Source organism: Desulfomicrobium macestii (genome assembly GCF_014873765.1).
Taxonomy (GTDB): domain Bacteria; phylum Desulfobacterota; class Desulfovibrionia; order Desulfovibrionales; family Desulfomicrobiaceae; genus Desulfomicrobium; species Desulfomicrobium macestii.
In genome coordinates this window covers 1-14410 of the sequence record NZ_JADBGG010000057.1, presented here as the reverse complement: position 1 = coordinate 14410, position 14410 = coordinate 1, and the positions used below count along the sequence as shown (strand labels likewise).

General features: G+C 59.7%; 5 protein-coding genes. All 5 read left to right on the top strand.

Features of this window, described 5'->3' with window-relative positions:
* The first annotated feature begins 213 nt into the window (after positions 1 to 213).
* Complete coding sequence (locus H4684_RS19690) at positions 214 to 576, top strand: Hpt domain-containing protein (protein ID WP_092194320.1); 363 nt, start codon at positions 214 to 216, stop codon at positions 574 to 576.
* 141 nt (positions 577 to 717) lie between these two features.
* A complete protein-coding gene (locus H4684_RS19685) occupies positions 718 to 3453 on the top strand; it encodes a response regulator (protein WP_192625057.1) in 2736 nt (911 codons plus the stop codon).
* Between the two features lie 35 nt (positions 3454 to 3488).
* Positions 3489 to 6239 carry a response regulator gene (locus H4684_RS19680; protein WP_192625056.1) on the top strand — a complete coding sequence of 917 codons (2751 nt, stop codon included), beginning with the start codon at positions 3489 to 3491 and terminating at the stop codon, positions 6237 to 6239.
* A 375-nt stretch (positions 6240 to 6614) separates the two neighbouring features.
* Positions 6615 to 11447, top strand: a complete 4833-nt coding sequence (locus H4684_RS21055) for a cadherin-like domain-containing protein (protein WP_192625055.1) — start codon at positions 6615 to 6617, stop codon at positions 11445 to 11447.
* Positions 11448 to 11603: 156 nt separating this feature from the next.
* On the top strand, positions 11604 to 14410 hold a 2807-nt coding region (locus H4684_RS19670), incomplete at its 3' end, for a response regulator (RefSeq protein WP_192625054.1).

Genomic DNA, 14410 nt, shown 5'->3' with positions numbered 1-14410 from the left:
CTTGGGCGGAAGCTTGCGTGCATCGGTGGTTTGCATGGATCCGAATGTACACAATTCTTCCACGAATGTTAACTATTTTATGCTCGGATTAATAAGTTCGTAGTGCGTATTTATTGGGCGGATGCGTGAATGAAAGATCCTGGGTTTGTTTGTGCCGAAATTTTAGCAGGTTAAGGTTTTTTGGCATGGATTGATATTTTCACGGAGGTTTTGATGAACAGTAACGCGGCAATCCTGGTTCTGGACATGGAGGAGGCGCTGCTGAGGTTCAGCGGGAACAGGCAGATTTTCGTGAAGCTTTTGCTCAGATTTCTGGAGCTCAACACACAGGTTCGGGAAAAGGCGGAAACGGTCGTGCAGGGCGGCAATTGCGATGAAATCGTCCTGTTCTTTCACTCCATCAAGGGCGGGGCTGCAAACCTTTCGGCCAAGAGGCTGGCTGCCCAGAGCGCACTTCTTGAAAATCTGGCCCGGATCGGAGACGTGGACGGCATCAAACAGGAACTTCCTGCCTTCCATGCTCTTTTCGAAGAGGTCGCCATCGCAGCCGGAGAGCTCCGTGATTCCGCCCCGTAGGCTTAAGCCATGAGTTCCCGGCATGGGAAAATGTCATTGTGCGCTTGCCATTTTTCTTCGCTACGCTGCGGGACGTTCTTTTTCTTTTTTCTTTTCTTTTGCCTGGCCGGTTCTCTACAGGCCCGAAACCTGCCAGTTTTGATGCTGGATTGTTCGGTCCAAGAGCACGACCTGCGCCCATTCATGGCGGTCATGGAAGATCGCGACAGATCCCTGACCATCGATCAGGCCGCCTCTTCGGCCATGGCGGGAAAGTACGCTCCCCCGGCATCCGGACACTTCAATTTCGGCTTTACGTCCTCGGCCCTGTGGTTTCGCTTCTCGATCGAGGAAGATCCTCGATCGGCTAATCGCCGGGGACTCCCTTCCGCCTGGATTCTCGATCCCGGCTGGAACGTCTACGACACCATCCATCTGTATGTTCCCCGGCCTGATGCTTCCGGCGGCTGGCAGGTCCATGCCGCCGGAAACCTCCTTTCGAAAACCGGAGAGCCCGAACGGCGGCACTTCCTTCTCCCGGAAGATCTCTCAAAGCCCCTTACGTGCTACCTGCGTGTGACCGGCGTGCGCCCGATCATGGTCAGTCCGCACATCTCCACCGTGGACAGCGCCCTGCATGTCAACAGCCTCAAGGTCCTCGGCACGGGTCTGGTCATCGGCTATTTTCTGACCATGGCCTTTGGCCATCTTTTTGTCTGGCTCTATGCCGGTATCGACAAATTCAAGTGGTCCATACCCGGCAACCTCGGTTTTGCCTCCTTCGTGGCCCTGACCAGCTATCAGCACCTCGTCAGTTTTCGGAATCTTACGGAAATGATCATGATCGTCGGTCTCGTGACCCAGGGATTCCTCGCCCTGGTCATCCGGGCCGTCATGGATACGAGGATATACAACAGAATTCTGGACAGGCTTCTGCTCGGGAGCGTCTTCCTCGTCTTTTCGGCCGCCGCCGTGGGGCCGTTTCTGCCGGAGCATCTGCATGGAAGCCTCTCCATGCGCATCGTCATGCCCGTGGCGTTCATCGGCGCCTGGGCCTGTGTCGACAACCTCAAACGCAACAGAACGGTATCGATCATCTTTCTGGCAGCATGGGGCGGAACGGTTTTCGACACGCTGATCTACAACAGGGCGGCCAATGGCGGAGCCGCGTTCATGCACCCCATGATGATGTGGGTCGGTTTCATTGCCGAGGCGCTGGCCATGGCCTTTCTGCTGGCCTATTTCACTTATTCCATCTCGTCGCAGCGCCAGGCGGCCGAGGCCATGGCCAAGGCCAAGAGCATTTTCCTGGCCGGAATGAGCCACGAGATCCGCACCCCCATGACCGCCATTCTGGGTTTTTTGAATCTGGCCATGCAGTCCGGGGGAACAGGACCCCTGCGGCAGTATCTGCGCAAGATCCAGGCATCTGCCCGGCATCTGCTGGGAATCATCAATGACATCCTCGACGTTTCCAGGATCGAGGAAGGCAAGATTCACTTGGATTCGAAGCCTTTCGAGGTGGAGAACTTGCTGCGCGAAACGGCTGACATCCTGGTGCCGCGCGCTTTTGAAAACGCGAACGAGCTGGTCGTCAGCGTCGGCCCAGGGGTTCCTCGGCGCATCGCGGGTGATTTTATGCGACTGGAGCAGGTGCTGGTCAATCTTGGGGGCAATGCCGTCAAGTTCACCAAAGGCGGCACGGTCGTCGTCGATGTGAGTCTGCCCGGGCAGGGTGCGCCGGAAGAGGGCAAGACGGCGCTGCGGTTTCAGGTCCTCGACACGGGCATCGGCATCGAGGCGGATGTTGTGCCCCGTCTGTTCCAGTCTTTCGAGCAGGCCCACGGATCAACGGCCAGGGTTTTTGGCGGGACGGGGCTGGGACTGAACATCAGTCGCCGGTTGGTGCAGCTTATGGGGGGGGATATCGATGTCTCAAGCACTCCGGGCAAGGGTTCAATCTTCGAGTTCACGATTCCGTTCGCGGTGCCCGAAGAAATCGGGGAAAACGTCCAGCTCTCGCCAACCAGGTATGCGGGGCTCTCGGTGCTTTTCGTCGAGGACAATGCTCTAGTCAGAACGGCTATGGAGAACATTGCGCATCGGCTGGGGCTGAACATGCGCGTTGCCGTCACGGCTGGCGAAGCGCTGAGCATGGCCGCTGAAGAAAGATTTGATGCGATCCTTCTGGATTGGGATCTGCCGGATATGACCGGGGTCGAGCTCGCCTCGCGTCTGCGTGAGGCCGGTGTCGCCAACGGGACTCCGGTCGCCGTCATGTCGAGCCTGGCCCGTCCGGAAATGGAAGGTCTGCAACCGGCGTTCTGCGGGACCCGGGCAATTCTGGCCAAGCCGTTAACGCTTTCCACGGTGGAGGATATGCTGCGTCTGCTCGTGTTTCAGGAAGAGATTGTGGACGAAGAGGGCGAGGCCCAGCACGCCGAGGAGCTTCGCAACCTGGAGCAGGTGCGGGGCTTGCGCGTTCTGGTGGTGGACGACAATGCATTCAACCGCGAACTTTTCGAAGTCATGCTCACGCAGGCCGGAACGGAGCTTGAAACGCTGACCAATGGCCGGGAGGCCGTGCGACGTCTGCTGGATTCGAACCGGCCGCTGCCGGACGTTGTGCTCATGGATGTGCACATGCCCGAGATGGACGGTTATGAAGCCACGCGAATTGTTCGCAAGGATGCCAGGTGCGCTCGGCTTCCCATCATCGCCTTGACCGCCGATGTTGTCGAGGAAAACAGGGCGCTTTGCCTGGCCGCAGGCATGAACGACAGGTTGACCAAGCCCGTGGAGGCCGGAGCGCTTTTCGAGGCTCTGTGCAGATGGGGCCGGTCAGGGAGTGGCGCCCAGAGCCCTTTTTCCACCGGTTCCGGGAAAGGTGTCGAGTGAACAAGCAGGAGGCCTGTCTTATGCGCAGAAACCTAATGTTATTGTCTATATTCGTCCTGATCGGGCTTTTGTGTTCGTCTGAGGCCAAGGCCGAGCCCGTCTGTGTGCTCGATTCAGGCAGCCAGGCTCATGACCTCAAACCCTTCATGGAATTCCTGGAAGATCCTGGCGGCAGGCTGACCATCGAGGACGTTGCTTCCGAATCCATGGCTGCGCGGTTTCGCAGACCGTCCACAGGGCATTTCAACTTCGGCTTCACCTCGTCGGCTCTGTGGTTCAAGTTCACCGTTGTCGAGCCGTTGCCGGTCGGGCAAGCCTTCGACGCGCAAAGGGCATTGTGGATTTTCGATCCGGGCTGGCATCTTTACGACACCTTCCATCTTTTCGTTCCGCAAACCACGGCCCCCGGTGGCTGGAAAGAATATTCCTCCGGGCGGCTGATCCTGGGCCCGGGACACCGGGAGCACAGGCATTTCCAACTTCCTTCGGACTTGACGACGCCCAAGACCTGTTTCTTCAGGGTCACGGGGATCCGGTCCCTCGTTCTGAATCCCCACATCACGACCATCGACCATGCCATGCACGCCAACGGTTTCAAGATGCTGGGCACGTCGTTGCTGCTGGGTTTCTTCGGCACTCTCATGCTCGCCAACCTGGGCATCCTCCTCTACACCCGCAACCTGAAGTTCGGCGGCTTCGTGTTGGCCAACGCGGCCTTTGCCGTCTTTGTGGCGGTGAGCAGCTATCAATTTCTGTTCACACATGAGCGCCTCCCAACGTTCATCATGGTCGCCGGGCTGGTCTCCCAGGGGGCCTTGGCCATGGTGGCTCGTGCGTTCCTGGAGACCCGCAAAGGCGAACGGCTGATCGACGGTCTGCTTCTGACCAGTCTCTGGCTTGTGTTTGCAGCCGCCGCGCTGGCATTTTTCCTCCCGGACCAGGTGCAGGGAAAACTGTCCCTCTATGTGCTCACGCCGCTCAGTCTGGTCATGATCTGGGCCTGCATCGCGAATCTCAAGCGCGACCGGATAGTGTCGATCATCTTTCTTTCGGCCTGGGTCGTGGGCAGCGCGAATGTTTTTGTCTATACGTGGGCCGCGCAGGGTATTCTGCCTTTCGTCCACCCCTCGATGATCTGGCTCGGCCTTGTGGTGCTGGCCATGGCCATGGCCGTGCTGCTGGCCCATGACATTCGTGCCATGGCCGCCCGGCGTCAGTCCGCCGTGGCCATGGCGCGGGCCAGAAGCACCTTCCTGGCCAGCATGAGCCACGAGATCCGCACGCCGATGACGGCCATTCTGGGCTTTCTGAACCTCTCCCTCCAGGCCGGGGCCGAGGGGCAACTTCGAAGCTACCTGCTCAAGGTCCGAAGCGCGGCCCAGCATTTGATGGGCATCATCAACGACATCCTGGACGTGGCCAAGATCGAGGCGGGCAAGATCGAACTTGAGAACAAGGTCTTCGAGCCCGAGGCGCTTCTGGCCGATACCGCGACCCTGATCGCATCCCAGGCGTTTGAGAACGGCAACGAACTGGTGCTCTCCGTGGGACCTTCCGTTCCAGGCTGTCTGGTGGGCGACTCTCTGCGTCTGCAGCAGATTCTGCTCAATCTGGGCGGCAATGCCGCAAAATTCACTAAAAACGGTACGGTGTGCATGGTCGTGGATGTGGCCGAAGGGGTCGAGCCGGTGAAGGGCAGCGTTTGGCTGCGTTTTCAGGTCATCGATACCGGCATCGGCATCGATCCGGAAGTTTTGCCCAGGCTCTTCCAGTCCTTCGAACAGGCGGACAGTTCCACGGCCCGGCTCTACGGCGGGACAGGTCTCGGACTGAATATCAGCCAACGGCTCGCGCAACTCATGGGCAGCGAAATAAATGTGCAGAGCGCGCTTGGGCGGGGATCGACATTCGAATTCACGGTCAAGTTCGAGCGGGTTGCGAACGATGCGAAGAGCCAGGAAGAGGTGCATGTCTTCGATGGACTCAGGGCGCTTCTCGTCGAGGACAACCCCGCCAGTCGTGCTGCCTTAGGGGAGATTCTCGGCCGTCTCGGCATCGACTGGAAGTCCGCCGCGACGGCGACCGACGCCCTGCGGTTGCTGGCATCTGAATCATTCGACGTTGTCCTTTTGGACCTGGATCTTCCGGACTATACAGGGCTCGAAGTCTTGGCCTCTCTGAACGAATTCCAACTTGGCGCCAAGCACAAGGTGGTGCTGATGGTCAGCCTGGTCCGATCCGAGATGGATGGTCTGCAGCCGGATCTGACCGGGGTTCGCGAAATTCTGATGAAGCCCTTCACGTATTTGGCGGTGAAGGATGTGCTGAGCCGCGCAGTTCTCGGAGAAACCGTTGACGCAGATGCCACGTGTCGGGCCGAGAAGATGCCCAGTCACGAGGTGGTCCGGGGACTGCGCGTATTGCTGGTCGAAGACAATCTCTTCAACCAGGAATTGATATCCGTGATTCTGGAGCAGGCCGAGGTGGACTTCGAGCTCGCCACGGACGGGCGGGAAGCCGTGACCAGGATCATGAAAGACGGCGCGAAGTTCGATGTCGTGCTCATGGACATTCAGATGCCAGGGATGGACGGGTACGAGGCAACGCGGATCATCAGGGCCGACAAGCGATTTGGGTCCCTGCCCATCATCGCCATGACCGCCAATGTCATGGCCGAGGATCGTGCCAGATGCATGGCGGCAGGCATGGACGGGCATCTCAACAAGCCTGTCGACACGGATGAACTTTTCAAAACCCTTGCGACTTGGGGTCGCGGAAGCGAATAAAACAGCACCCTTCGTCTTTTGAGTCGTGTTGCGAGATCCCCGGTAGCCTCCGGGGATTTTTTTTGCCTTCGCATATCACGTTGCAATTTATCGGTCTTTTTTTGGAACTGAAGGTGATGCGGATCAAATGTGTCTATAGGTTGTGCTTGTAGGTCAATTGTTATATTTTTTACAAATATAAGAAGTATTTATGCTTTTTTTCGAATGGAGGCATAAGTGTTTTTACTTAGATAAATGCAGCGAGCTCTACAGCTCTAATTAATGATTTGGTCTTTCAATTTCAGTACGCTTGCACATTATCCTGAATGCTCAAAGAGAATAACACTCCCAGATAATTTATCACTACTCCGCAACTTAAATCCTGGGAGAGAGTTCATGCCTAACACCAAGGTTCTGGTTCGGCAGCCGGACGGAAATACTCGTGAAGTGGAAATTGTCGACGGCGGCAAGCTGTCATTGCAGGAAAATGAGCAACTGGTCATCGCGGCCTCTCCGGATCAGGCCGAGGTGAAATCTGGTGATCAGGGACAGATCTCGATACGCCTCGAAGGGTTGGGTGAATTCACGGTGGAGTCGGCGGCCGAACCGCCCGAAATAGTTGCCATGAACCTTGACGAAGCTCCGGCGTTCCGGGCCCAGCCCAGAATAGTTTTCGAGAAGGCCGGATCGGGCGCGGAGAATGACGCCTTGACGCATGAGCCCCTGGGTGTCCACCAGGCCAGTGTCGGTGACACCGGATTTCTCGATCAGAATGTAGGCGAGGATTTCGGTATCGGACAGGCCCTGGACATGGCTTCCTTCAGCGCCAAGGCGGGGGTGGGCCTGCCCCTGCCCCTGCCCATGATCGCGCCTGACCAGGAATTGCTCGGCATGACGGATTTCGATTCGGGGTCCTCCAGCCCAGTGGTTTTGAACGATCCTCCGGTCATCGTTCTCAATGAGACGCTTCTGGTGCCGGACGGCCAGAGTGCGTCCCTGAACGGATCGCTCAAATCGGTGGATGAGCGCACCCCCGCGACGGAACTCAGCTATTTTGTCCAGCAGGCGCCAATCCATGGCGAACTCCTGCTTGACGGCGTCGCCATCACGGATTTTTCCAAGGCGGCCTTCACGCAGTCCGACATCGACGCCGGTCGCGTCAGCTTCCGTTTCGACACCTCGACCCCCGGCACGTCCATACAGGTGCTTGAGAACGATCATTTCCTTTTCAAGGTCAGCGACGGACAACTGAGCGCCGAGGCTGTCTTCAACATCGATGGCGAACTGCCACAGATTCTGGGGACCGACGGGGCTGACGATCTGACCACCGCGACGGACTTCAACCGCGCCGGCGTGTCCTTCCATGTCTACGGCTTGGACGGCGACGACACCCTCCGCGGCGGAGCCGGCGCCGACACCCTGGACGGCGGTTCGAACACCGTCGGCGATGCCATCAAATTCCACCACTATGGTGATTCGAATATATTTAGTCCGGTGATTCGCTACGAGGCGACGCCCGGCGGCGACTGGGCGGATTACGGCGCGAGCGATGCGGCCGTGCACGTGGATCTGACCAGTTCCGGAGCCCAGAGCGGCGGCCATGCCGAGGGCGACGTGCTGACGGGCATCGAGAATGTGCTCGGCTCGACCCACGGGGATACGTTCATCGGCCAGGACTACGTGAGCAACGTGTTCGCCGGCCTGGCCGGGGCGGACTCCCTGGTGGGCGGCGAGAGCGTCCTGAATGTCATCCTAGACCCCGCCTGGGACTTTAGGACGAACTACTACTATCCGGATACGGCCGACTACAGCCTGAGCCCGTCCTGGGTGAACGTCGACTTGAACACCGCGGGCGGCCAGACGGGCGGTGGCGCGGGCAACCACGCCCTGGGCGACACCCTCGTGGGCATCGAGAACGTCATCGGCACGAACGACGCCCACGGCGACGTGCTCACGGGCGACGGGAGCCACAATTTCCTGGACGGCCTGGCAGGGTCCGATACGCTCATGGGCGGCGCGGGAGGCGACACGCTGCGCGGCGGTTCCGGGGCCGATTTCCTGGACGGCGGTACGAACACGCAGTGGGGGCGGTATACCAATAACGGCGACTGGGTGGATTACAGTACGAGCACGGCGGGCGTGAGCGTGAACCTGTACCATCAGGACGGGACCGCGACCCAGAGCGGCGGGGACGCCGAGGGCGACACGCTCACGGGCTTCGAAAATGCGATGGGCTCGGAGCATGACGATTCCCTTGTGGGCGACGACGGCAACAACTGGCTGGCGGGCCTGGACGGCAACGACACCATGATCGGCGATACCAGTCTTGTTTCAGGGAATTACAGCCATGACAGCATGTGGGGCGGCGCGGGCGATGACCTCATGTACGGGGGCGTCGGAAGCGACCAGATGTGGGGCGATTCCGGGGATGACCGCGTGACTGGCGGTCTCGGTAAAGACTCTCTGTATGGCGGGGATGGCGACGATACCCTTCACGGCAGCGTCAGCCTCAATAACTACAACAACAGCTTCAACGACGACGCGATCATCGGCGTCGACAATACTGCTCCACTCTTCACCGCAGCTTACGATGACAGCGGCGACTTCCTTTCCGGCGGCGCCGGCCGGGACATCGTGGACGGCGGCGGCGGGCTGCGCGGCCGCGAGACCCTGGAGGGTGGCGCGGACGGCGACATGCTGCTGGGCTTTGGGACAGGCGGCGGCAACAACTTGGCCTACTACGAAAACTCGCCGATCCGGATCTACCTGGACCTGGACAAACAGGACGGCTCTGGCCAGATCGACCCCGATGGCCTGGTCAGCGAGGCCACCGGCGATACGCTGCTGGGCATCCAACACGTTCAGGCCACTCGTTTCGACGATACGATCCTCGGCTCCTGGGAGGACAACGAGATTTTCGGTGGCGAGGGAAATGACTTCATCACCGGCAGCAGGGGGCAGGATAGCCTGTGGGGCGACTGGAAAGGCGATTATGCCAACTGGGGCAATGACACGCTGGAAGGCGGCGCCGGCGCCGACTACCTCAATGGCTCCGAAGGCGGCATGGACATTGCCAGTTACCGCAATTCCGCGCAGGGAGTGCGCGTGGATCTGGACGATCAGAATTACGCCCGGCCCGGCACCCCTAATCCCCGCTATCCCGGCGTGGGCGCACCCGGCCAGATCGGCGCCAGCCCCACGGGCGAGGAGCACGGCGACTGGTTGTGGAACATTGACGGCGTATGGGGTTCGGAGCACGGCGACACGCTGCTGGGCCGAAACGACGGATGGTGTCCAATGCCCCAAGCTTTTATCGATTACCCCGAACTCATGATGCCCGGCTATCCGGACTACGATGATCAACTGTGGGGTTTCGGCGGGGACGATTCACTGAACGGCGGCGAAGGCGACGATTCGCTGTACGGAGGCGACGGCGACGACACCCTGGTCGGCGCCGCCGGGGCGGACATTCTCGACGGCGGCGAAGGCTTCGACAAGGCCGACTACAGTGCAAGCCCTACATGGGTGAACATCGACCTGAGCGTCACGGGCGCCCAGACGGGCGGCGGGGCGGACAATCACGGCCTCGGCGACACCCTGACGGGCATCGAGCACGTCGTGGGCACGAACGATACTTTGCACGGCGACGTGCTGACGGGCAACGACGCCGACAACTTGCTTGAAGGATTATCGGGCCACGACACCCTGGATGGCGGCGCCGGCAGCGACACGCTGTACGGCCAAGAAGGCTTCGATGTCCTGTACGGCGGCGACGGCGACGACCTGCTGCAGGGCCACGGCGGTAACGATACCCTCCATGGCGGTGCGGGCGACGACGCCCTCGTTGGCGGCGACGGACGTGATGTCCTGTATGGCGGCGAGGGGAACGACTCACTCGTGGGCGGCAATACGACAGACCCAGCCTCCTCCATCCCCATCTGGGATACCCTCAATGGCGGCGCCGGGGCCGATGTGCTTACAGGTTACGGGTTGGGCGAGGTGGCCGACTACGCCGGGAGCCTGGCCGTGGAAATCGATCTGAACAACGTGATTCAGGTCCAGGGGAATGGTGCGGCCGGGAACGACGCCATCGGCGACGAGTTGTGGAACATTTTGAATGTCAGCGGCTCCTCCTCCGCCGACACGCTCATCGGTAACGAACACGATAACTACTTCTGGGGCCAGCAAGGAGACGACCTGCTTATCGGCGGCGCCGGAGCGGACAGTCTGCGGGGCGACGAAGGCGACGATATTTTGGAAGGCGGGGCGGGCGGCGACGTCCTCTTTGGCGGGGCGGGCCACGATATCGCCAGCTACCGGAATGCGGCGGCCGGAGTGCTGGTGGACATGAACGACCAGAACAAGGAACCGCGTCTCTATCCCGACGGCCAGGCCGGGGCCGGCGTCGATGGAGAGGAGCACGGCGACCACCTTTTCTACATAGACGGCGTGTGGGGGTCGGATCACGGCGACACGCTGCTGGGTCGCGACACCAATTGGGACGGCCAGTACAACATGAGCTCCAATGACGAGCTGCACGGCTTCGGCGGCGACGACAGCCTCAAGGGCCTTGGCGGCGACGATTCGCTCTACGGCGGCGACGGCCACGACACCTTGTTCGGCGACGCCGGGGCGGACATTCTCTACGGCGGCGCCGGCAACGACAGCCTCGATGGTTTTGTCGGCAACGATTCGCTCTACGGCGGCGACGGCAATGACACCCTGATCGGATGGAAGTACGACTCTACAGATTATAACATAAACAGGGATTCTGGTATCGACCTGCTCGACGGCGGTGCCGGCGACGATCTGCTGATTGGCGCGCCCGAGGATTCCGTGCACGGAGGGGAGGGGTTCGACATCTTCGCGCTGGAGGCCGAGGATCTCAGCTTTAGTCACACCTTGGACCTGAGCGCCATGGTTTCGGAAGGTCGCATCTCAGGCATCGAAAAAATCAGCCTTTACGGCGTCAACGGATGGGAAGAGAACGTCTTGACGCTTCAGGCCAGCGACGTTCTGGCCGTTTCAGACACCGACACCCTGTGGGTTTTCGGCGAGGGCCCCGCGGAGGTGGCCGCGACGGATACGGGTTGGTCCCTTGTGGAGATGAACGTGGTTGGCTCGGACGGGTTTGACTACAATCATTACACGAATACCGTCGGAACGAGCGTCGTCCATCTGATGGTGGCCGAGGATATCGCGACGCAGCATGTGGCGCCTTTCGCATGACCTCGGGAAAGGGAGCTCTGGCCGGAAATGTCCAAATGTGCGGAAGGGATGAGAACCCCGCCTGCTGCATCGCCGGACGTTGAAGCGGAGGAGATGCCTGGAGCCGGAACAGGCAATTGCAGAAGAATGCTGGGCAATTCATCACGCGCAGTCAGCATGAGTCAGCCGGACAGGTTGGCGGATCAGGTCCGTCAGTCTGTCCGGCTGACATTTTTCTGGCCCTTCGCCCTGGCCCTGCTGATCGCCGTTTCAGGACCGACGGGCCCGCAACCGTGTCATGCCGAGGCTTCAACCTTGGGTCTTGATGGTGCTTGTCCAAACACGATGGCGACTAGGCCCCAAGCTTTAAACCTTCTTCCGGGCCCAGGGGGACAGAAAACGGTTTCTCCAAACCGAGCCGGTGATTCTCTTCTTGTGCTTGGGCCGTATTTGGAAGTGCTGGAGGACCGAACACGTTCCCTGACCGATATCGATCAGGTTTTGGGGGCCCGGGAATTCCGGCCGGTCTTCACTTCGTCCGTGAATCTCGGCATGGCCGACTCCGCCTGGTGGTTCCGCTTCACCGTGCGACTCGACCCAGGCCAGGTTTGGTACTTCGATCCCGATTGGGCCTATGTCAGGACCCTCGATTTCTACTCTCCCCTCCCCGGGTCGGTTTCAGATGAAAGGCGATGGGCGCGCACTTCCCACCGATTCGGTTCAACGACCGAGGGGCGTCTCATACCCATCATCGCCGACGGCCAGAGCCATACGTATTACTTCAGGGTGTTCAGCGAAAGAGTTTCGTTCGTCAGGCCAAGCCTGTGCGAGCGCAACCGCTGCCTCTCCGAAAACAATCTGCGCAGCGCGGCTTTCGGCGCTTTCGTGGCTGTTCTGATGGCCATGGTTGTCTACAACTTCGTCATCTTCATCTATCTGCGGGATCGCTCGTACCTGTGGTTCGTGGTCTTCCACGCCGCGCTTCTGGGGTATTTTTCCAACAAGATGTGGACGCCTTTCTTCAGTTACGAATTGCAGCCTCTGGTCGCGGCAACGTCCATCAACCTTTGCGCCGTCTCCATGTGCCTTTTTCTGCGGGATTTTCTGGAGACGCGCAAATTTCATCCGATCTGGGACAAGATGCTTTTGGGCATGCTTTTGCCCACGGGGGCCCTGATCGTTCTGGGGCCATTCTTGCCGTCCGCCCACATACACACCATGTTCAACCTTTCGTTCAACGTGATCGTGTTCATGATGGGGTTCGGAGTGAGTCTGGCCAGTTGTTTCAAAGGGCACTGGCCCGGATGCATCCTGTTCATCGCCTGGTGTCTGGTTTCCATGCTGTTCTTTGTGTTTTCGGCCACGGTCATCGGCTGGTCGAGCCTGGGCTACAGCATGGGCTTCAATCTGGCACTGGCCGGGGAAGCGGTGCTCATGTCCCTGCCGCTGGCCTACCGCATCAGGCAGTTGAAACTGGAGCGCGAGGCTTCCGCCATGGCCACGCAGACCAAGAATCTCTTTCTGGCCCGGATCAGTCACGAGATCCGCACGCCCATGACCGCCATCATGGGTTTTACGGACATAGCCCTGCAGAAGGTATCCTGTGATCAGGTGCGGCAAAGTCTGCTCAAGGTCAAAATCGCGGCCGGACATCTTTTGGGGCTCATGAACGAGATGCTCGATTTGGCAAAGATCGAAGCCGGAAAATTGGAAGTGGAGCGTAAGCCGTTCGACCTGGCATCGCTGCTGCGCGAGGCGTGCGACATCGTCGCTCCCATGGTTCAGAAAAACGGCAACGAACTGCTCTGCAACCTGGAAGAGGGCATGCCGGTTCATCTCATTGGAGACCCCATGCGGCTCAAGCAGGTGCTGGTCAACCTTGCGGGCAATGCCGCCAAGTTCACTTCCGGCGGTGAAGTCAGGATCTCGGTCAACCGCTCCAAGATGCAAAAGGGGGAGGTTGCTCCTGCCGAAGGCCGGGTGAAATTGCATTTTGAAGTCGCCGACACTGGACCGGGCATCCCCAGGGAGCTTCTTCCCCGCTTGTTCAGCCCTTTTGAACAGGGCGGAGGGGATACCGCCAACCGTTATGGCGGAGCGGGTCTCGGCCTGAATATCAGTTCCCGGCTTGTGGATCTCATGGGCGGGCGTATCGGCCTTTCAAGCGAGCCGGGACGCGGCTCCGTATTTTGGTTCATCCTGGAATTCGATCTGCAAGACCAGCCCCATTCCCCGGAGCTTATGGTCCCCTCGGCCATGCAGGGGAAATCCATCCTCGTGGCCGATGACCATCCCGCGGCGCTTCAGGCTTTGTCCGGCGCGCTGGCCCGCTTGGGGTTTGTCTGCGTGACCGTCGAGTCCGGGCAACAGGCTCTTGAGGCCGTAACCTCCGAACCGGGGAGATTTGTTCTGATTATCCTTGATTGGGACATGCCTGAACTCGACGGCCCGGAAACATTGTCCTGCCTCAGGGCGCAGGGCCTTTCCGGCAATGTCCCGGTGCTGCTTTCGGCGCTGTCGTCACATGTTGATCCGCAAGGACGAGACCTGGCTGAAATCGGTGCGGCAGGGCTTCTGGTTAAGCCGGTTACCCATGCCGGTGTGCTCAGGACCGTGCTGACTGCGCTTGGGTGCGAGGCCGACCGGAGCGTCCAAGAATCCGGCAAGGAACAGAATCTCAGTCTGCGTCAAGCCATCAGGGGGCTGCGTGTTCTTTTGGTTGATGACAATGTTTTCAACCAGGAGGTCACATGCATCATCCTTGAGGAAATCGAGGCGGTCACCGAGGTTGCCAACAATGGCCTGGAAGCCCTGCAGCGTCTGGAAGAGGCCCGGGAACCCTACGACGCCGTACTTATGGATATGAGCATGCCGGTCATGGACGGCCTAGAAGCAAGCCGCCGGATACGATCCATCGGGAGATTTCATGAGTTGCCCATCATCGCCATGACCGCCAACGCCATGAAGGGGGACCGTGAAACCTG